Here is a 21,040-nt window from a genome sequence, read left to right on the forward strand (position 1 = left end):
AGCCTCTGTGCACGCCGTTTTGCCATCGACTTTCACATACCTGCTATCCTGGACCTTTCTCCGGTCCGAAATCAATTTTTCAGTAGCAGTGGCTATGGGGGCGGCAGCTGGGGCAGGGGGTATCGGATTTGAATTATTCATGGCTTCCGGTTTCTATTTCGATTTAAGCGAAGTGGGAATGATTACTTATATGATACTGGTTTTCGCCATTGTTCTGGAATTCCTTTCGACCAGAATGAAGAACCGCTATTTCCCGGCGACAATGAAGTAAAGACAGAGGTTCTGCTGATGCACCCTAATAGATGTTGTAATATTCAGACCACTGGGGTTTAATAAGAGTGAACATTTTTTTCAACACAAGGGGGCAAAACAGATGGAATTGACAGGGAAAACGGCAATTGTTACAGGTGGAGCATCCGGCATTGGGTTGGCGACAGCGAAAGCGTTTCTTGAAAAAGGGGCAAAAGTCGTCATCGCGGATTTCAATGAGGAAGGCGGCAAGCAAGCTGAGCAGCAACTGAAGCAAGGAGATGCTGAAGTGGTCTTCGTCAAAGTGGATGTGGCCAGCGAGGAATCGGTTGAACAATTGGTCGCTGCAACAGTCGAACGTTACGGAAGAGTTGACATCATGGTCAACAATGCCGGTGTTGGCGTCTTGGGTGTGACGCATGAGCTGACGTACGAGGATTACCATAAAGTAATTTCCATCAACCAGGATGGGGTCTTTTTCGGTGCCAAGCACGCCATCAAGAACATGCTGGAAAATGGGGATGGCGGCGTCATCATCAACACATCTTCGATTCTTGGAACTGTTGGAGAAGGCGGTGCTTTTGCCTATAACGCAACGAAAGGCGCGGTCAACCTAATGACCAAATCATTGGCTTTGCAATATGCTGAACATAACATCCGCGTCAATGCCGTGGCGCCGGGCTATGTGGAGTCAGGCATGGTCAGCAAAGAAGCATTGGGTGATTTTTACGATGCGTTGGTTGCTAAACATCCTGTCGGCAGACTGGGTCAGCCGGATGAAATTGCCCATGCAATCGTCTTCCTGGTGGAAAATGAATTTGTTACAGGCAGTACATTAATGGTCGATGGCGGATACACCGCTCAATAAAATGGACGATAGGAGAGCTGCAGACTGCAGCTCTTTTTTTATAGACGTTTTACTTTTTCTGAAGAGGGAAATTTTAAGCAAGGATGTCTTTAAATGAAATTCATCATCATGATAGAAAAAAAGAATAATCAGGAGGGGCGGCATGAAAAAACTTGGCATGATTGGTGGTACGGGACCCGAGTCGACGGTTGATTATTACCAATCCATTATCAGTAGATTCCAGGAAGACACAGGCAGCAAGGAAAGCCTGCCGGAATTATTGATTTACAGTATCAACATGTACAAAATATTTGATCTGCTCCAAAACAATCAGGAAGAAGAACTGGCGGAATATTTGGCTGCCGCGGTGTTGAGCCTGGAAAGGGCTGGAGCGGACTTCGCGGTCATTTCAGCCAATACACCGCATATCGTTTTCGATAAGGTCCAGCAAAAAGTGAACATACCGATGATCAGCATTGTGAAAGAAAGCTACCGGACAGCCCATCAGCTGGAAATTGATAAGATTGGCTTGCTGGGAACCAAATTCACCATGGAAAATGATTTTTTCAAAGAACCATTCATGGCGAACGGAAAAGAGATTTTTGTGCCGAATGAACAAGACCAGCAATTTATTCACGAAAAAATCGTCAAGGAACTGGAACGTGGAATCGTCAATGAGGAAACGAAGAAGGAATTTCTGGCGATTGCTAAGCGGATGATCGAACAACATGACATTGAAGGGCTGATTCTTGGCTGTACTGAGCTTCCAATGATCTTTAAGCCGGAGGACCTGGATATTCCGCAATTGAACACAGTAGAGATCCATGTTGCCAAAATTGTCGACATGATTACAGCAGATTGAAGAATTTAGCGAGAAAGGGGCTTTCCACCGGGAAAAGTCCCTTTTCTCGTTTTTCAATAACTAAACAAAAAAAATCCGGAAATTCTGTAACCCCTTTCTTTATGATAACGTCAGCTATTTTTCCCTAAACCCTTGCAGCAGCACGCAAATTTTGCCATTGCCGATACAAAATAGAATGTTTATAGTGAACAATATGAACCGAATACGGAAGATTTAGACTAATTCGTTTTTTTCGGTGGTCTACGGACTAATTAAACGGCAGAGAGGGTGTACGGATGAGCAAAGTTATGGAAACAGCCAACAGTTTACCGCTTTGGATTATTGCAGGATTGGTGGTCAGCATTGTTATTTTTCAAGCCATCACGTTTATCAGGTTGGCTTCACGGACAGCTTCAACTGTCGGGATGAACAAGCTCGAAGTTAAGACAGCCCTCAGAACAGGGGCCATCAGTTCCCTTGGACCTTCTTTCGCTATTTTGATCGTCGCTATTTCCTTGCTGACACTGATCGGCAATCCGGTCACCTTGATGCGCATCGGCATCATCGGTTCAGCGCCGGTTGAAACAATCGGGGCGACAGTGGGAGCACAGGCAGCAGGATCTGACCTCGGATCAGCAGAGTTCACCCATCAAGCCTTCACCAACGCAGTATGGGTCATGTGCCTGGGTGGAGTCGGCTGGCTTTTGGTAACCGCGCTGTTCACTAAATCGCTCAGCAAAGCTCAAGCGAAAATTGCCGACAATGGCCAGAAAAGCGTGACGCTGTTAAAGGTGATTTCAACAGCTGCTTTACTGGGCGCTTTCAGTTACCTGGGAACGACACAAGTAATCAAAGGGATGAACGAAGCGATGGTGTTTCTTGCTGCATTTGCAGTCATGCCGCTCATCCTTTGGTGCGCTGCCAGATTCAAGCTGAACTGGCTCAGGGAATGGTCGCTCGGCTTGATTATCCTTGTGGGAATTTCAGTCGGTTATTTCATATCCTAAAAAGAAAAGAGGAGACGGCGTATGACCTTGAATAAGGAAGTGCAAAATGAAACACTGGAACAGGGACTTGAAGGGCTTAGAGAGACAGCAGGAGTCAAGACCATCAGTTTCGAGAAATTCCATGACCGTTCCCATTTTTGGGGAAGGCTGACCATTTGGGCAGTTATCGTCCTTTCCCTGGCTTTGCCGTTATACTTATCCTATGGCCTGGGTTTTCATCCGGGCTGGTCGGCGATATTGTCAGGTTTTCTGGCCTATGCCGCAGTCGTAGGGGTTTTATGGTTTGTTGAACCGATCAGCTATTACCCGATTTTAGGGATTTCCGGCACCTACTTAGCCTTTCTGACAGGGAATATCGGCAATATGTGTTTGCCGGCAGCTTCTATCGCCCAATCAGCCGTAGGCGTAGAACCAGGTACGAAAAAAGGTGAACTGACCGCTACACTTGCCATGGCAGCTGCATCAATCGTCAACATCGTCATGCTGCTGTTCATCGTACTGGGCGGCTCATATGTCGTCACTTTATTGCCGCAGTCGGTTGTGGATTCGCTGGTATTCGTCTTGCCGGCGATTTTCGGAGGGCTTATTGCGCAACTGGCTATGCAAAAGCCATTGTGGGGAGTGATCGGCATCGCTTTGGCGTTGGCCGTCAATCTGGGACCGGTACCGACTTCATTGAAAGCCTTCTGCTGTATTTTCGGCCTGGTGATCATCTGCCTGCTGCTGGAAAAACTGAAAAAGACCAAAGAAATCGCTTGAATACATCAACAAGGAGGAAGATAAAATGGTACAGCAAGCCCACTCATCTCAGCTTAAGGAGCAATTAGTGAACATGCTGGAAAGTCGGAAGGATGAAATGATCCAAATCCGCCGCCATCTTCACCAGCATCCCGAGCTGTCATTTAAAGAGGAGAAAACCGCGCAGTTTATTGCGGATTTCTATAAAGGGAAAGACGTTGAAGTCCAGACACATGTTGGAAACGGCTATGGCATCATCGTCACTATCAAAGGCGGCAAGCCCGGCAAAACCATTGGCTTACGCGCGGATTTTGATGCACTGCCGATTCAGGAAGAAGTGGATGTTCCATTCAAATCGCAGAACGAAGGCGTCATGCACGCCTGCGGCCATGATGGCCATACCGCCTATATGCTGGTGCTGGCGGATTGCCTGATCCAGTTGAAAGAAGAAGTATCCGGTACCATCAAGATTATCCATCAGCATGCGGAAGAAACGCCGCCGGGCGGAGCGAAAAGCATCGTGGAATCCGGAGTGCTCGATGACCTGGATGCCGTCTTCGGCACCCATTTGTTCCCGACTCATCCGGCAGGCACCATCGGCTACCGCAGCGGATACGCCATGGCCGGAAGAACGTATTTTAAAATGAAAATCCAGGGGCGCGGCGGCCATGGATCGTCTCCGCAAAACGCCAATGACCCGATTGTCGCCGGTGCCCATTTTATCACCGCCGTGCAGACTGTCGTCAGCCGCCGCCTGAACCCGTTTGAAATGGGCGTCGTGACCATCGGTTCTTTTGACGGCAAAGGTTCCTTTAACATCATCAAAGACAGCATCGAAATCGAAGGTGACGTCCGGTACATGAACGACAAGACACAGCAGCTGATCGACCGGGAAATCCATCGCATCGTCAGCGGCATTGAACTGCAGTTTGATGTGGCGTGCGATTTGGTCTACACTGCCGATTATCCGCCGCTTCGCAATGATGAAGCCGTAACGGAAGAAGTCGTTGCCATACTGAAAAAAGCGGCGGATTCCGATATCAAGGAAGTCGTCGAATATCCGGTGTTTTCGGGTTCGGAAGACTTCGCTTATTACTTGGAGAAAACGCCGGGCCTATTCTTCAATATCGGCTGCAAACCGAAAGGCCGGGAAGAAGTCTTTTTTAACCATCACCCGAAATTCGATATCGACGAAGATGCTTTGCTGGTTGCCGCTAAAGCAGTTGCTTACGTGGTTTGTGATTACGGAAGATCCAATTGAAGTGAAGCATAGCCGTTCCCATCTAGGGAGCGGTTATTTTTTGTGCTGATTTTCAACGCTTCTGGAAGCAATCCCTTGGATGGAAAATGGCCGCTGGATAAAGTATGATAAAGAGAAACTCAATCAGTGGGAAGTTTCATTCCCCCACTGACCGTTAAAGCGGGATGAAAATACAAGTAAAACCCCTATCTTCAAAGGAGGTGGTATCAGATGACAATCGCGGTTCAATTGTCAGCGTCAGGAAACACTCATGCAAAGCCTGGTATTTGGAATGGCGATACTTTGCATGGGGAGACAAGCAAGTTTTAATCGCTCCCGCAAGACCCAGCCGTTCTTTATGCCAGGCTTTCTTCCTTATACATCCGGTAAATAAAACATAAGGAGTGGGCTCATATGATCCATACAAAAGAAACGAACGACAATAGTGGCAGCACGGCGGAAAATCCAAAAGCGTTTATCCGGAATGACCAATACAATTTTATTAAAGACCAGACGAAAATACTGGTGGCTGGGCAAGCCAGCGTCAATGATGCAGAAGTGCTCAATGTCCTGCGGCACTTGGCGCATGAGAAAGTCTATAAATTGTTCCCATCATTGACTGAGGAACAGAAGAAAATCCTCAATCCATTGGTGCAGGTGAAGGAGCTCGGCGAGGCGGAAGCATTTCTGGAAACACTTCAGCCCTACATCATTCCATTTAAATCAGTCGGCGTCCCGGGACTGAAGAAATTGTTCCCGAAAGCGAAAAAATTCAAAGGTCCAAAACTCGAAACGATCAATTTCAACAGAACTTCCTACCTGGCTTGGACGGAAAGTTCCAATCTGATGTATTTGGTCACTGAAGAAGATGACCGGTTGATCGGCATTCAAGGCAGTTTTACACGCAGCGGCAAACAGGGCATCTGCACTATCTGCAACCGCCACAGCGAAGTCGGCATGTTCATCGCCAAGACGAAAAGCTCGGGGCAGGATCAGTTTATCAAGCGCGGCAATTACATCTGCCAGGATGCTGCAGCCTGCAATGACCATATTAAAAGCTTGGACAAGCTGCATGAATTCATTGGCCGCTTAAAAAAATAAGAAAGTAAACAAAAAGTTTTCCGGCGCAACCGGGAAGCTTTTTTTATTGGATAATGAAAGAATACATCAAAACAGTTAGTATCCCTCTAATAAATAATTGAATTTTCTGTTACTGTTTAACTAAACAGTTTTAAAAGGGGGAATGGACAGATGCGTTTAGCGACCATCAGACAGGAAAATCAAGAAAGCGCAGCGTTGGTGCTTGAATCCGGAGTGGTCCCGCTTAAGCGATTAAACGAAATCTTCAACCAGCGATGGGCAACCGATCTGTACGGATTGATCGAATCAAACCAATTGGACGCCTTGAATCATTGGTATCGGGATGAGTTTCAGCAGAAGATAAAAGAGGAAGCCTTTAAGGAACTGATCATCCCGTTCGATCAAGTCACGTATGCGCCGCTGTATCGACACCCGCGAAAGATTTGGGGAATTGGTTTGAATTATGTGGAACATGCCGCTGATCTGCACGAAGTGTCCCCCAATACCGAACCGGCAAGCTTTATGAAACCTGATACGGCGATCATCGGTTCAGGCGACACCATTCAAGTGCCTATGCAGTCGGAACGAACCACTGCCGAATCCGAATTGGGCATCATCATCGGCAAAACATGCAAAGATGTATCGGAAGAAGACGCGCTGGATGTCGTGGCAGGCTACACGACAATCATCGACATGACGGCGGAAGACATCCTGCAGAAAAATCCACGTTATTTGACGCGTGCCAAAAGCTTCGATACATTTTTCAGCTTTGGTCCTCAGCTGGTTACGCAGGATGAAGTGGACGATGTCCTTGAACTGAAGGTGGCGACCATCATCAACGGCAGCGTGCATCGCGAAAATACGGTTTCGAATATGACATTCCAGCCGCAGTTTCTGATTTCATTCCATTCCAAAGTCATGACCTTGTTGCCAGGGGATATCATTTCAACCGGAACGCCGGGTGCGGTGGTGATTCGACAAGGGGACATCGTGAGCTGCCGGATCGACGGTTTTGAACAACTGGACAATCCGGTGGAGGACCTAAAGGAGGCTGGAAAGTAAGACTGCTGAAAAAAAAGACCGCTGTTTTCCCCGTAGGATGGGAGCACAGCGGTCTTTGGCATGAAAGGGAGCACACCTTTAAAATGCATATTGGAATAAAGCGTAATAGAGAGGGCCAAGGAGAACCAGCATCATTACACCCGAAATGACGGTCATGGACGCACTTCCGGCTTCCGGTTCGGTTTCCGTAAAATAAGCCTTGATAAAGAAGAAAAACAATAAGTCCCACAACACCACAGCTGCAAGAACCACTTGCCAGACGAATGGCGTGAAAATCTGGTAATGGGTTACAAAACCGAACAGGCCGACCCAGGCGATAACGGAGAATGCCAAATCAATCAGGAAAATAGGGCTCTTATAGCCGCCGTGAATGAAGAATCCGATTGTGGACGTAGCCAAAAATGCAGCGTATATGTACCAAAAAATTTGTATCATGAGCATAATCCCTCTTTCATAGACATCTTATCCATTATAAGAGATGGGGGCAGGAAATAAAATTCTTCCGTCTGTAATTTTTTTCGGACCATAAAGATAAGATTGAGGAGGCACAGGGCAACTGAGCATTATAGAATGAAGAAAAGGAAAAGCCGAAAGCTGAAGAAAGTCGCGTACCGGCATATAATAGAGGAAAGGACAAGACATCGTATAGGCAGTTCAAGTGGAGGAGGGATAGAGATGGAAAGAGCTTATTTTACTTTTGATGAAATGTGGGGAAAAATCATTGCCTGCGACCGGAGATATGACGGTCTTTTTTATACAGCTGTTAAAACGACCAAAATCTATTGCCGGCCTTCCTGCCGCTCGCGGAAACCTAAAAAGATCAACGTCGAGTTTTATTCGACTATGGCCGAAGCCGAAACGAAAGGATTCCGTGCCTGCAAAAGATGCCGGCCTGAAACCGACTATACGCCGGATGAAGAACTCGTCCACAACGTAATGGCTTACCTGACCGCCCGTTATAAAGAAAGCATCAGCCTGCAGGACATCGCAGTTCATGTCGGCCTAAGTCCATCTTATCTGGAACGTGTGTTCAAGCAGGAAACAGCGGAAACGCCGCATGCCTGCCTGGAGAGAATCCGGATCGACAAGGCAGCGCATCTGCTGACACACACCCGTTTATCCAACCTTGACGTCTGTTTTGAAGCGGGATTCCAAAGCCCGTCCAATTTCTATAAAATCTTCCGCAAACGCAAAGCCCATTCACCGAGCGAGTTCCGCAAGTTGAGCGAGGCTGTTCCTTCATGAAGAGAGTGCACGAAGAACAGTATTCAGAGATTGCAACGCCCGCGGATTTTAATTTTGAGGAATGCCTGGTTCATCTCGGCAGGTCGTCGCAGGAGAATTTGTACCGGCTTGATGACAGCGGGATCACGAAACTGTTGAAAATCGGCGGACAGCTTGTGTTGTTTCGCATCGTGCCGGCAGCCGGTGCCTTGCGAATCGAATTTCCTCTTGGCGTGCCGGCTTATCAGGAAAGAGACGAGGTTGCTGCCTATATCGAGGATTGGTTCGATCTGCAGACGGACCTGCAGGGATTTTATGCCATTGCGGAAACAGATCCAGTGTTGAAGAGTGTGGTCCGGCAGCATTATGGTTTGCGGGTCATCGGCGTACCGGACTTGTTTGAAGCGCTGGTCTGGGCAGTAATGGGCCAGCAGATCAATCTGACATTTGCTTACACATTGAAGAAACGGTTCGTTGAAAATTTCGGGGAATCCCTGTTTTATGAAAATGAGCGTTATTGGACATTTCCAAGTGCCGAGAAAATCGCCTCGCTGAACGTCGCTGATTTGCGTGCCTTGCAGTTGACCGTCAGAAAATCCGAGTATATTTTGGGGATTGCGCAAGCGATGGCGAGGGGCGAATTGCAGAAGCAGCGCTTGCTTCAGGAACCGGACATGGAACGCGTGTTACTGGAAATCCGGGGCATCGGCGCCTGGTCAGCCAATTACGTCATGATGAAATGCCTGCACAGCCAGTCGGCCTTTCCGCTCGCGGATGTTGGTTTGCACAATGCATTGAAAGCCCAATTGCAGCTCGACCGAAAACCGACACCGGTAGAAATCATGGAGCTCGCGAAAAATTGGGAAGGGTGGCAGGCATACGCCACATTCTATCTATGGAGGTCTTTATTATGAATCAAATACATCGTGCAGAATTCCAATCGCCGATCGGCATCGTGGAAATCACCGGAACAGATAGAGCAATCCTCTCCATTCTGTTCAGCGAAAAAACCGACGTGGAACATCCAATCGGTCCGGACAGCCCGGCGGTCATCGTAAATTGCCAGCGGCAGCTGGAAGAATACTTTAAAGGAGAGCGTACAGAGTTCAGCATTCCCTTCACTTCTGCAGGCACTGAATTCCAGCAGAAGGTCTGGTCGGCTTTGACCAGCGTGCCGTACGCGGAAACCGTCTCCTACGGGGCAATCGCTAAAGCGATCGGCAGCGATAAAGCCGTGAGGGCAGTAGGGAACGCCAACAGCAAGAACAAACTGACCATCGTCGTGCCTTGCCACCGCATCATCGGGTCGAACGGCAAACTGACCGGCTACGCCGGTACGCTGACCCGCAAAGAATGGCTGCTCCGGCACGAAAAAGAAGTGGAGAAAAAGCGTCAATCTGCTGGTTTGGTATAACGAAATACATGAAGAAAAAACGATAAGACCGCCAATTCGCAGCTGAATTGGCGGTCTTAAAATGTTGTCGAATTGAAGCCTTTATTCCTGTATGGCTTGATTCAACCCATCCTGGTCATCGAATTGGATTTTTCCGATCTTTCCTTTTTCCGGAACAATGGAGTTGCCTTCGAAACTGTAGACACCGGTTTCGCCGGACTCATTTTCATAGTTGACATCGAAAGTGAAATTATAAAGCGTAGGTTCGTTTTCGCTTTGTGTAATTTCAAGGTCATCGGTGTTGAGTGTGTAGTCCTTTTCAGAAAAACTATACGCAAAAGCACCCGTTCTGCTGAAGGTTTCGTATGCATTCGCAGTGAAATAAGGAGCATACGTTTCTTCCATGTAATTCAGCAGTTCCTTGTATTCAGGCGTTTCCTGGAAAGCGTTATATTCTTCCTCATCCATGTCATCTGTCTGGAAAGCCATTGCGGCTTCCCACAATTCTCTGTACTTTTTGTCAGGGCCATTAAACTCTTTCTCGATGACCGCCTGAATCGCTTCTTTATTTTCATCAGCAACATTGTTCTGCTGGGCTTTCCCGCTTTGCGAACAACCGGCGACAGCCAGAGAAACGCAGGCCAGAAGCAGTATAAGCATTGATTTTCTAAAAGATAACTTCAAACCATTCATCACAATTCCCCCTTTTAAAGAATAGGTTAAAAATAAAACCAACCCGCTAAAGCTAAGAAGATGGCACTTAAGATCAGCTTACTGATCAAAAAGGCTTTCTTTTTCTTAACAATCAGCTTCTTTTCCATATTTCCAAGAAAAATAATCATCAACCAAAGGCCTGCGAAAGTCAAAATATACCCTGGGCTGTCCTGGATTTTTAGGAATCGAAGTGCGCCCAAACCGATAAGAAAGAAACCTGCATATCCGATAAGAAAGGAGAGCATAGGGTCCTTTTGTCTCTTTTCCATCAGCGTCCTCCTTTTTTAGTATCCATACCTTTAATACGAATGGAGTCCCAAGAAGTTCCATTTAATATCAAATCAAAAAAAGAACACACTCAGTCCGCGTTTCAGGTTAATGAAAACCATGCGGACAGGGGTGCTCTTTCAATTATTTGGTTGTTTACTTTACCTGGGCTTGCGCTTTTTCGGACTCGTTCAAATCGACATCAACCGAAGTGACGAAATAGCGTTTGGCCTCATCCGTTTTGAGTTCGACTTTCTTTCTGTCGAACAAGGAAACAGTTTCGATTTTCTTCATTTCGCCTGTCTGGATATCTTCTTCATAGATGCGGTATCCAATAATGGCGTCATCACGCACCGCATGCCAGGAAACATTAAATGCCGTAGCTACTACGTTTTCTGGAGGTGCTGGCTGAGTTGTTTCAAGGCTTGAATCGGAAACCAGCTCGGCAGTCACCACCAGGCGCTCTTCATGGGAGCCGATGTCGCGGTTAAAATCACCCGTACACGTAATGAGATTGATCATCCGTTTGTCCGAGTTGCCGAAAATCTCTTCAATCGGTGCTTCGTCCGTTTCATAGCTGGTCAGGTTTTTTACCTCAAATACCATCTCGCGTCCATCCGCATCCGTCAGAATTACGGTTTCTCCAACTTTTACATCTTTCAATTCATAAAAGACAGCCGGCCCCGTCAAACTGTCGACATGGCCAGCCAGCACGGCATGGCCTTTGGCGCCGGCTTTAAAGCCAGGTTCAAACCAGCCGACCTGATCGACATCTTCCGGCACACCCATTTCGCCATTGTCCAGAATGCCAGTCGCTTCGATCTTTGCCTTTACTCCGATGGAAGGAACTTCAATCTGGGCAGGTTCCATGCCTTTGATGCTTTCCTGGCGTTCCCGCTGCAGCATCTCCAATTTTTCCCGCTGTTCCGGAAAGATCGGAAACTCCGCAATCTTATCTGTGTCACTGCCGGAAGCTGTATCCTCAGCTTCTGCTTTCTCACTTTGTTCTTCGGGTTCAACAGCTCCGGCTTGTTCTTCAACAGTCGGACTGGCGGCTAAAGGCTTTAAAATAATAAACAGCACCAGGCATAGAACGATGGCTGTTCCCATGGTGATAAGCTGCTTCATCTGCGATCTCTCCTTCCCAATCAGGAACAGAGAGAGCCAACTTGGCCCTCCTTGAACAATTATTGCTGGTTTTTACTTTGACGATAAGTGATGGTGCCAGCTGCCAATAAAATCATCAGGCTCAATGTAATCCAAAGAACCATGGTGTTTGTTTGTCCAGCTGTGCCGCCAAGCCCTGTTGCCGGCATTTTTTCAGGTGCGGTGTTCTCGAAGTTCTCAGGGAATTGATCGACCACTGCGCCGCTCAATCCTTTGCCGATATCAAACATGATAGCATAGCCTGTGCGGTAACTTTCATAAGATGCTGTGTAATCTCCCGCTGCGTATTGCTGGAACGTGTCAACAACAGATGTTTCATGTGCCTGTACACCGGCAATGGTTTCATCCAAAGGCATGCGGTCTTCAGTTGCGCTGTTCAGGAAGGTGCCAAGGTCAGTCGCAAATGTGCTGGTCAAAGTAGAAGTAGCTTCTTCAACAGCGGCTTGATCGTCAGCTGCTGCAGCGGTAGCCAAATCACCTTGAACGGAAATGTGTTCGTTGTTCCACAGCTCGGCAAATTGATTGCTTGCTTCTTCACCGTAGACAGAAGCAAGTGCTGCACGGAATTCCTCGGTGTTCTGATCTTGTGCCCAATCGGCAAAATCAAAGTCATCAGATCCGTTATAGCCTTTGGTCATGCTCAGTTGCGCCAAAGCGAAATGCTCGGCCGCAATGCGGTTCACCGTCGAACGGAAATCACCGGCTGGAGTGTTCGGATCGGAAAATTGGTCAGGAAACTGAGTGGAAATAGCTCCGCTGATGGCACTTCCTGCTCCAAAGATTTGTGTGAAACCTTCCAGGTAAGAAGTATAAGCGGCTTCAAAATCACCGGCTGCGTAAAGGTCGAACGTGTTCTGAACAAAATCTTCGTGTTGGCGAAGCGCTTCAGTCGCTCCGTCTTCCGGCAGGTTGCCTTCAGTTGCTGTGCCAAGGAAGGCACCCATGTCATCAACGAATGACTGGATCTCGTCCAACGCTTCCTCCTGCATCTCTTCGTCGCCAGCTTTAACAGCTGCGGCGTAATCGTCGGTGCCTGTGTTGTGCTTGTCAAAAATCTCTACAAAAGCGGCTCCGCCTTCTTCACCATAAACAGAAGCGATGACCGGCTCCATATCTGCTGTGTTGGCATCAAGTGCTGCCATCGCTGCTTCTGCCGCTTCGTCTTCGTCATAAATCTTCATCATCGAATCCACAGCCAGCGCGTAATGCTCCGACAATAAAGAATCCAATGTAGCGCGAAGTTCCACGCCCGTCGTTTCCGTCGGCGGAAGTTCATCCGCGAATGCCGCCGTTCCCATGCCAGGTACTAAAAGTGCGGCTCCCAATACAGGTGCCATTACTTTTTTCCAATTCATCTAAACCACTCCTCATTTTTTAATTCTTACAGACATAACGGAGTGGATTGGAAATTAGATCACATTTTTTGCGGGAAAAAGAAGGGTGTTTCGTCCGTGAGCGGATTTTGCTCACGGACACAGGCAGTTTGCTGAGGCAAACTGTTTCCATTCGGGCCTTTTTTGTTGGGAATTTGGGTTTCTCTAGGAAATTGGGCGTTTGGAAAGTATTTGGACTGTATTGGAAAGTAAGGAAGCGGTTTTGGAAAGTATTTCGTTTGGAATGGAAAGTATTTAAGCGATTCCAGAAAGTATATCCAATTAACTGGAAAGAACGTTCTTATATAAAGCAATAAAAGCTAAAATTTCAACATAGTGCGGCCATAGATAAAACAGCGGTTAATGAAAAAACTTTTTCTGGATGATATTTCCCCTTTTTGTTAAGACTTAATGACAATCTTTATTGAAGCAATCTCAAAACACATAAAATAATTATCTAAATAGTGTACTATTCTCCTATTTTTTATAATAGACAAGGGAAGTAAGTCGATAATTAGTTCTTTTCAATTTTTAAATCAACTCATTCAGCTCTTTTTCAACAAAGAACGAATTTTTGTATATAAATAAGGAGATTGGGACATTGTTAACGTAAACGGATTGTATTTAACTCGTTTTGGGCTGAATATCCATTTAATAGAATGAAAAATGGGAGAAGTTTAAATCCAAAACACTTTCTTTGCTAGCTAGAAAAGAAGCGTACATATTAAAAAACAAAGACTTATAAAAGATAGTCCAATATAGCTTGACATCAAAGGAAAAACAAGTAAAAATTAAGTAAAACAATTTACTTAAGTCTTTTTAAATAATATGGAGGTGAAAACTTTGGCAACAATCAAAGATGTTGGGGAAAAATCCGGATTTTCTATTTCGACAGTGTCGCGTGTATTGAGCAACGATCCAAGCTTGTCGGTACCGGAAGAAACCCGCGAAAAAATATTTGAGGCTGCGGAACAACTGGGTTACCGCAAAAAAACGATTAAATCCTTAGTGAAAAATATTGCTTTTTTGTATTGGCTTACTGACCGCGAAGAGCTGGAAGACGTTTACTTTAAAACAATGAGAATTGAAATAGAGAAAATGGCCAAACTTTCCAATGTGGAATTGACGACTTATAAAATAGATGGCGGTATCAGCCAAATCCCAGACTATATTGAAGGGTTTATCGCAGTCGGCACATTTTCAGATGTTGAAATTGCTCATTTGCGAAAACTGACACCTCATGGGGTGTTCATTGATTCGACACCGGATCCGGAGCATTTTGATTCTGTAAAACCAGATTTGGCTCAGATCACTAGAAAGACAATTGATTTTCTCATTGAAAAAGGTCATGAAAAGATTGGTTTTATTGGAGGTACCTATCACAATCCGAATACCGATGGCGATGAAATGGATATACGTGAAGTGACTTTTCGGGATTATATGGAGAAGAAAGGATTATTGGAGAACCGGTATGTCTATTGCCATAGAGGATTTTCGGTAGATAATGGATACCGACTGATGACAAAAGCGATTAATGAGTTAAATGATGAGCTGCCTACCGCCTTTTTTATTGCGGCAGACCCCATTGCAGTCGGCTGTCTCCAAGCGTTGAACGAATACGGTATTCAAATACCGAAGAGGGTCAGTGTGGTAAGCATAAACAATATCAGCATTGCTAAATACATTTCTCCGCCTTTAACCACTTTTCATATTGATATTGCAGAAGCGTGCAAAAATGCGATTTCTTTATTGCTGGAGCAATTGTTGGAAAAACGGAGCTCTACAAAAACCTTGTACTTGGGAGCGAATTTAATAGTGAGGAAAAGCACTAATTAAGGAAACAGCCTAGTAAAATAGGCTGTTTTTTATTTTCGTAAAAGTTTTTACTGTTTTCAGTAAATTAATTGTTTACAGTTTTTTCTAATGGTGCTATATTTATTTTCAGGAAGCGCTTTCATCAGAAACTTGTGGAAGAGTTTTGAAAATGACTTGAAAGGGTGTATATTCGTGAAGAAATCTAACAAGTATATCGGTTTGATGAGTGGAGTTGCGTTAAGTCTGTCTTTAGTTGCATGTGGACCTCAAGAAAGTGGAGACGGGTCTTCCGGTGGAGAAGCGGAAGCGCAGGATCGGGAATTAGTTATTTGGGAAGATATCGAGAAATCCGATGGCATTAAAGATGCGGTAGCAAAATTTGAGGAAGAAAACGACGTCACAATAAAAATCGTTGAAAAGCCATATGCTCAACAAATTGAAGACTTGCGCCTGGATGGGCCGGGCGGAACCGGTCCGGATGTTTTGACAATGGCAGGGGATCAGATCGGAACAGCAGTTGTTGAAGGATTGGTTAAAGAAGTAGCAGTGGAAGAAGACGTTCAATCCATCTATACGGATGCGGCGATGCAATCGCAAATGGTGGATGGAAAAGTCTTCGGATTGCCTAAAGCAGTAGAATCGACAATTCTTTATTACAACAAAGACTTGATTACTGAAGAAGAGTTGCCGGCCACTCTTGAAGAATGGTACGACTATTCGAAAGAAACGACAACGGGTGACCAGTTCGGATTTCTGGCATTATTTGACCAGATTTACTATGCACAAAGTGTCATGAGCGGATACGGCGGCTATGTCTTTGGGCAGGATGCTGATGGCAATTATGATCCAACAGATGTGGGATTAAATAGTGAGGGTTCTCTGGAAGGTGCCAACTATATTCAGAAATTCTATAGTGAAGGTTTATTCCCGGCTGGAATCATTGGGGAACAAGGCATTAACGTGTTGGAATCCCTGTTTACAGAAGGGAAAGCAGCTGCGATTATTTCTGGCCCATGGAATGTTGATCCTTTTACCGATGCAGGCATCAACTTCGGAATGACAAAATTGCCTGAACTGGAAAATGGCGAAAACATGAGCTCCTTTATCGGCGTGAAAAGTTACAATGTCAGCGCTTATTCCGAAAATGCGGAGCTTGCTGAAGAATTGCTTGTATTCCTGGCAAATGAAGAAAATTCCCGTACACGCTTTGAAGAAACACAGGAAGTTCCTGCGATAGAAACTCTAGCCAACGATCCTATTGTTGCAGAAAGCGAAGTTGCACAGGCAGTTGCGGAACAATCGATTTTTGCTGAACTGACACCGAATATCCCGGCTATGAATGAAGTGTGGACTCCGGCAGACTCAGCGTTGCAGACAATTGCAACGGGCAAAGCACAGCCGAAAGATGCATTGAACCAAGCGGTAGAAACAATTGAAGGACAGATAGAAGCCACTCATAGCGGTAACTGATCTGTAAATGAGATAAATGGTATCAAACAGTTTTAGCGTTTGGCACCATTTGTTATAAAATCCGGTAAGCACGAGGTGCAGCCGGAACATACATAAATGAGGTGAGAAAAGTGCAAGTTCGTAAAATCGCTTTACTGTTATCAATCATTCCGGGAATCGGCCAATTTTACAATAAGCAGTGGATTAAAGGGCTGTTGTTCCTCGGTTTAGCCATTTCTTTTGTCTTGGTATTCGGAGATCTCTTGAATATGGGATTCTGGGGACTTTTTACACTTGGGACTGAAGTGCCGCGCGACAACTCGATTTTTCTTTTAGCAGAAGGTCTGATAGCTGTTATTGTGACAATTTTCGGCTTGGGCTTCTATTATGTGAATTTGAAGGATGCTTATAAGAATGGCAAACTCCGTGATGAAAATCAGCCGCTGAGTTCACTGAAAAGAGATTATCAGAACCTGTTAGCAAACGGTTACCCGTATTTAATCAGTGGACCATCTTTGTTCATCTTGATTTTCGCGGTCATTTTCCCGATTTTGTTCAGTTTTGCCCTAGCTTTTACAAATTATGATTTATACCATTCCCCTCCGGCCAATTTAGCTGATTGGGTAGGTTTTGATACATTTGCCAAGATATTCACTGTCGACATCTGGCGCTCAACTTTCTTCAGTGTTTTGGGCTGGACGGTCATCTGGACGCTTGTCGCTTCTACTTTCCAAGTCGCTTTAGGGATTTTTATGGCCGTGTTAGTCAATCAAAAAGACCTTCGCTTCAAGAAATTTTACCGGACGGTTCTGGTGCTGCCTTGGGCAGTTCCGGGATTCGTAACGATTTTAATTTTTGCCGGTTTATTTAATGACAGCTTCGGCGCCATTAACAACGACATTTTATCCATGATGGGAATCGATGCCATTCCTTGGCTGACGGATGAGAACTGGACAAAAGTGGCGTTGATTCTGATGCAGGGTTGGCTGGGCTTTCCGTTTATCTTTCTGGTTACGACAGGGGTTCTTCAATCCATCCCGGATGACTTATATGAAGCTGCACGAATTGACGGTGCCTCGATTTTTGCACAGTTCCGCAATATTACCATGCCGATGATTTTGATTGCCACGTCACCGGTGATTATTACGCAGTATACGTTCAACTTCAACAATTTCAATATCATTTACTTATTCAATGGCGGAGGGCCTTCTGTTCCAGGCTCTACAGCCGGCGGAACAGACATCCTCGTATCATGGATCTATAAGTTGACGCTGCAATCAAGCCAGTATTCGCTGGCGGCGGCATTGACGATACTGCTTTCCGTTTTCGTTATTGCGATTGCCTTATGGCAATTCAGACGGACTGATGCATTTAAGGAGGGAGCTTAAGAATGAACAAAGCAAAATTTTTTCGGCTCCTGGCTTCCCATGCAATTTTAATTTTTATGGCCGTCATTATTATCTATCCGTTGCTATGGACAGTGGGTGCCAGTTTTAATCCCGGCAACAGTCTTATTAGTACGACCATGATTCCCCAGAACCCCACATTGGCCCATTACCGGGAGCTCTTCGCCGGTAGTGAAAGCCTGCAATATGTCCAATGGTACCTAAATTCTTTGAAAATCAGTTTCTTTACGATGGTCGGGGCCGTGTTTTGCGTCTCCTTCACGGCTTATGCTTTTTCGAGATTCCGATTTAAAGGCAGGCAGAATGCATTAACCTTGTTCCTGTTACTGCAAATGATTCCTCAGTTTTCCGCGTTGATTGCGCTTTTCGTTTTAGCACAGATTCTGGGGATGATGAACAGTCACTGGCTGCTGATTTTGCTCTATATCGGCGGGTTGATTCCGTTGAATACGTATTTGATGAAGGGCTATATGGATTCCATCCCGATGGATTTGGACGAAAGCGCCAAAATCGATGGAGCAAGCAATACCCGGATTTTTTTGCAGATTATTATGCCATTGTCAAAACCGATGATTTCTGTAGTGGCGATGACCGGCTTTACAGGTCCGCTTGGAGATTTTATCCTGGCGTCGACGATTCTGCGTTCGCCTGAATATTATACCTTGCCGATCGGCTTATATAATTTAGTGAATGATGTCATGGGTGCCAGCTTTACGACCTTTGCTGCGGGCGCAATCCTCATCAGTATACCGATTGCCATTATTTTTATACTGCTTCAGAAGAACTTTGTATCTGGCTTGACGGCAGGGGGAACAAAAGGCTGACAGCAGAAGCTGCAGCAATTGGAAGGAGAACATTATGCTTAAAAATGAAAAAACTTTTACCACAGCGGCTGATTTCATGCTGCACGGCGGAGACTATAACCCTGACCAATGGTTAGACCATCCTGAAATCTTACAGGAAGACTTAAAGCTGATGAAGCTTTCGAACAGCAATACGTTTTCACTGGGGATCTTTGCATGGAGCACACTTGAGCCCCAAGAAGGCGACTATCACTTCGAGTGGTTGGACAAGATTATCGACAACATCCATAGCATTGGGGGACGCGTCATTCTGGCAACGCCGAGCGGCGCGCGTCCATCTTGGATGTCTCAGAAATACCCTGAAGTCCTGCGGGTTGACGGAGCACGAGTGAAGCAATTGCACGGAGGCCGGCATAACCATTGCTTTACATCGCCGGTTTACCGTGAAAAAACTGCCCAAATGAACCGTCTGTTGGCGGAGCGCTATGGCAAACATCCCGCTTTGCTGATGTGGCATATTTCTAATGAATATGGCGGTGAATGCCATTGCGAAAGATGCCAGGACGCTTTCAGAAACTGGCTTAGAGACAAATACAAAGAAAATTTGAAAGCCTTGAATGATTCCTGGTGGGGGCCTTTCTGGAGCCATACCTTCAGCGATTGGTCACAAATTGAATCGCCTTCTCCAATTGGTGAAAACATGGTCCACGGCCTGAATTTGGATTGGAAACGCTTTGTGACAGACCAGACAATTTCATTTTTTGAAAATGAAGTGACAGCAATCAGGGAGTTGACGCCAGAAATTCCGATTACCACTAATTTCATGGCTGATACCCATGATTTGATTCCGTTCCAGAGTTTGGACTACAGCAAATTTGCCAAACACTTGGACGTCATCAGCTGGGACGCTTATCCAGCATGGCACAACGATTGGGAAACGACAGCCAACCTGGCAATGAAAGTCGGCTTCATCAACGATCTGTACCGGAGTTTGAAACAGCAGCCGTTTCTGCTGATGGAATCTACGCCAAGTGCCGTCAATTGGCACAAGATCAACAAAGCCAAACGACCAGGTATGCATCTGCTGTCTTCGATGCAGATGGTTGCCCATGGTTCTGACAGCATCCTGTATTTTCAGTGGAGAAAATCGCGTGGTTCCTCAGAAAAATTTCACGGCGCCGTAGTCGACCATGACAATAGCGTGGATAATCGAGTCTTTAAGGAAGTGTCAACAGTCGGCGAGACGTTAGAGAAGCTGTCTCAAGTGGTCGGAACCAATCGCCCGGCAGATGTTGCGATCCTTTATGATTGGGAGAGCAATTGGGCGCTCAACCATGCCCAAGGTTACGGAACAGAAACCAAATGTTATCCGCAAACGCTGCAGGAGCATTACCGGACATTCTGGGAACAGGATATTCCTGTTGATGTCATTACGAAAGAACAGGAGTTTTCAAGATATAAATTGCTGATTGTCCCCATGCTGTATCTGGCAAGCGAAGAGACAATCGCCCGGCTTAAACAGTTTACGGCTGAAGGGGGCACCTTGGTTATGACTTATATCAGCGGCATCGTCAACGAGCATGATTTAACTTATTTAGGAGGATGGCACCAAGATCTGCAGGCTGTTTTCGGAATCAATCCAGTTGAGACAGATACACTTTATCCGGGGGATAGAAACTCAGTCCAGTATAGCAACCGTTCATATGAATTAACCGATTACGCAACAGTGATAGAAACACATTCGGCAGCTGTCGATGGCATATACGAAGCAGATTTTTATGCTGGTTCACCAGCCATGACAAAGAATAGCTATGGAAAAGGGCGAGCTTACTATATTGGAGCCCGTTTGGAAGAGCAGTTCAACCGTGATTTCTATCAAGAGTTGATCACCGATTTATCGCTCCAATCAGTATTGCCTATTGAACATGGTCCTGGCGTTTCGGTTCAGGTACGGCAGGATGGAGATGTTAATTACGCATTCGTTATGAATTTCACCGAGCAGGAGCAAACCGTGTCAATCCATGTGGTAGCGAAAGACTTGATGACAGGTGAAGAGCTTTCGGGTGAACTATTGTTGGCGAAGTATGAGGTACGGATTCTAGCGGTAAAGTAGTTTAATGGAAATTAATTCGCTGATTTATCCCTTAATCCACATTCAACACGGACATTCAGCAAAGAAATCTGCTGTCATGTTGTGTTTTGTGGCAGTTCTTTCAATGCCTGACAATTCTACAGGCAAATTAAATCCCTTATATAAATGTCACCAACATCCGCTCTTATAGGAAAACTATCAAGCGGGTGCTTTTTCTTCAGTTATAAAAGGATGTTCAGCATCTTTTTTGGCGATAAAACTAAAGGATGTGGA

At 45.7% G+C, this 21,040-nt stretch carries 20 protein-coding genes and 1 pseudogene; 16 read left to right on the forward strand and 5 right to left on the reverse strand.

Going from position 1 to position 21,040, the window contains the following annotated elements; all coding sequences use genetic code 11:
- Positions 1–7 precede the first annotated feature (7 nt).
- From H9630_RS06450 to H9630_RS06485, 8 genes and pseudogenes are all read left to right on the forward strand, one after another.
- Positions 8–271: pseudogene (locus tag H9630_RS06450) on the forward strand (phosphonate ABC transporter permease); the annotation flags it as partial.
- Positions 272–373: 102 nt separating this feature from the next.
- Positions 374–1,117: an SDR family NAD(P)-dependent oxidoreductase gene (locus H9630_RS06455; RefSeq protein WP_191714686.1), complete on the forward strand. Its 744-nt coding sequence runs from the start codon at positions 374–376 to the stop codon at positions 1,115–1,117.
- 142 nt (positions 1,118–1,259) lie between these two features.
- On the forward strand, positions 1,260–1,958 hold the full coding sequence (locus tag H9630_RS06460) for an aspartate/glutamate racemase family protein (RefSeq protein WP_191714687.1): 699 nt from the start codon (positions 1,260–1,262) through the stop codon (positions 1,956–1,958).
- Between the two features lie 275 nt (positions 1,959–2,233).
- Positions 2,234–2,944: a DUF5058 family protein gene (locus tag H9630_RS06465; RefSeq protein ID WP_191714688.1), complete on the forward strand. Its 711-nt coding sequence runs from the start codon at positions 2,234–2,236 to the stop codon at positions 2,942–2,944.
- A gap of 21 nt (positions 2,945–2,965) precedes the next feature.
- Positions 2,966–3,703: a small-conductance mechanosensitive channel gene (locus tag H9630_RS06470; protein ID WP_191714689.1), complete on the forward strand. Its 738-nt coding sequence runs from the start codon at positions 2,966–2,968 to the stop codon at positions 3,701–3,703.
- Between the two features lie 25 nt (positions 3,704–3,728).
- Positions 3,729–4,943, forward strand: a complete 1,215-nt coding sequence (locus tag H9630_RS06475) for an amidohydrolase (protein ID WP_191714690.1) — start codon at positions 3,729–3,731, stop codon at positions 4,941–4,943.
- A gap of 393 nt (positions 4,944–5,336) precedes the next feature.
- On the forward strand, positions 5,337–6,023 hold the full coding sequence (locus H9630_RS06480) for a FusB/FusC family EF-G-binding protein (protein WP_191714691.1): 687 nt from the start codon (positions 5,337–5,339) through the stop codon (positions 6,021–6,023).
- A gap of 150 nt (positions 6,024–6,173) precedes the next feature.
- The gene (locus H9630_RS06485; protein ID WP_191714692.1) at positions 6,174–7,064 is read left to right on the forward strand and encodes a fumarylacetoacetate hydrolase family protein; all 891 of its coding nucleotides are present in this window, start codon (positions 6,174–6,176) and stop codon (positions 7,062–7,064) included.
- Between the two features lie 78 nt (positions 7,065–7,142).
- On the opposite strand, the gene H9630_RS06490 is transcribed toward H9630_RS06485, so the two are convergent.
- A complete protein-coding gene (locus H9630_RS06490) occupies positions 7,143–7,499 on the reverse strand; it encodes a hypothetical protein (protein WP_191714693.1) in 357 nt (118 codons plus the stop codon).
- A 240-nt stretch (positions 7,500–7,739) separates the two neighbouring features.
- Here H9630_RS06490 and H9630_RS06495 point away from each other — a divergent pair, with 240 nt between their 5' ends.
- The 3 genes from H9630_RS06495 to H9630_RS06505 are packed head-to-tail and all read left to right on the forward strand — an operon-like array spanning position 7,740 to position 9,702.
- Positions 7,740–8,309, forward strand: a complete 570-nt coding sequence (locus tag H9630_RS06495; protein WP_191714694.1) for a bifunctional transcriptional activator/DNA repair enzyme AdaA — start codon at positions 7,740–7,742, stop codon at positions 8,307–8,309.
- Complete coding sequence (locus H9630_RS06500; protein WP_191714695.1) at positions 8,306–9,202, forward strand: DNA-3-methyladenine glycosylase family protein; 897 nt, start codon at positions 8,306–8,308, stop codon at positions 9,200–9,202. The genes H9630_RS06495 and H9630_RS06500 overlap by 4 nt, the downstream gene beginning before the upstream one ends.
- Complete coding sequence (locus tag H9630_RS06505) at positions 9,199–9,702, forward strand: methylated-DNA--[protein]-cysteine S-methyltransferase (RefSeq protein WP_191714696.1); 504 nt, start codon at positions 9,199–9,201, stop codon at positions 9,700–9,702. Before H9630_RS06500 ends, H9630_RS06505 begins: the two co-directional genes overlap by 4 nt.
- A gap of 81 nt (positions 9,703–9,783) precedes the next feature.
- Here the strand turns inward: H9630_RS06505 and H9630_RS06510 are convergent, their stop codons facing one another.
- The 4 genes from H9630_RS06510 to H9630_RS06525 all read right to left on the reverse strand — a co-directional run bounded on the left by H9630_RS06510 (position 9,784) and on the right by H9630_RS06525 (position 13,184).
- Positions 9,784–10,374, reverse strand: a complete 591-nt coding sequence (locus H9630_RS06510; RefSeq protein WP_191714697.1) for a hypothetical protein — start codon at positions 10,372–10,374, stop codon at positions 9,784–9,786.
- A gap of 26 nt (positions 10,375–10,400) precedes the next feature.
- The gene (locus H9630_RS06515; protein WP_191714698.1) at positions 10,401–10,664 is read right to left on the reverse strand and encodes a hypothetical protein; all 264 of its coding nucleotides are present in this window, start codon (positions 10,662–10,664) and stop codon (positions 10,401–10,403) included.
- Positions 10,665–10,818: 154 nt separating this feature from the next.
- Complete coding sequence (locus H9630_RS06520) at positions 10,819–11,790, reverse strand: class F sortase (protein ID WP_191714699.1); 972 nt, start codon at positions 11,788–11,790, stop codon at positions 10,819–10,821.
- A gap of 59 nt (positions 11,791–11,849) precedes the next feature.
- On the reverse strand, positions 11,850–13,184 hold the full coding sequence (locus H9630_RS06525; RefSeq protein ID WP_191714700.1) for a hypothetical protein: 1,335 nt from the start codon (positions 13,182–13,184) through the stop codon (positions 11,850–11,852).
- Positions 13,185–14,045: 861 nt separating this feature from the next.
- Between H9630_RS06525 and H9630_RS06530 the strand changes: the two genes are divergently transcribed.
- From H9630_RS06530 to H9630_RS06550, 5 genes are all read left to right on the forward strand, one after another.
- A complete protein-coding gene (locus H9630_RS06530) occupies positions 14,046–15,038 on the forward strand; it encodes a LacI family DNA-binding transcriptional regulator (protein WP_191714701.1) in 993 nt (330 codons plus the stop codon).
- 201 nt (positions 15,039–15,239) lie between these two features.
- Positions 15,240–16,487 carry an extracellular solute-binding protein gene (locus tag H9630_RS06535; RefSeq protein ID WP_191715073.1) on the forward strand — a complete coding sequence of 416 codons (1,248 nt, stop codon included), beginning with the start codon at positions 15,240–15,242 and terminating at the stop codon, positions 16,485–16,487.
- Between the two features lie 110 nt (positions 16,488–16,597).
- Entirely contained in the window at positions 16,598–17,854 is a 1,257-nt protein-coding gene (locus tag H9630_RS06540) for a carbohydrate ABC transporter permease (protein WP_191714702.1), read from the forward strand.
- 2 nt (positions 17,855–17,856) lie between these two features.
- Positions 17,857–18,696 carry a sugar ABC transporter permease gene (locus H9630_RS06545; RefSeq protein WP_191714703.1) on the forward strand — a complete coding sequence of 280 codons (840 nt, stop codon included), beginning with the start codon at positions 17,857–17,859 and terminating at the stop codon, positions 18,694–18,696.
- 34 nt (positions 18,697–18,730) lie between these two features.
- The gene (locus H9630_RS06550; protein ID WP_318247985.1) at positions 18,731–20,788 is read left to right on the forward strand and encodes a beta-galactosidase; all 2,058 of its coding nucleotides are present in this window, start codon (positions 18,731–18,733) and stop codon (positions 20,786–20,788) included.
- Positions 20,789–21,040 lie beyond the last annotated feature (252 nt).

This window comes from Planococcus wigleyi (genome assembly GCF_014836985.1).
GTDB lineage: Bacteria > Bacillota > Bacilli > Bacillales_A > Planococcaceae > Planococcus > Planococcus notacanthi.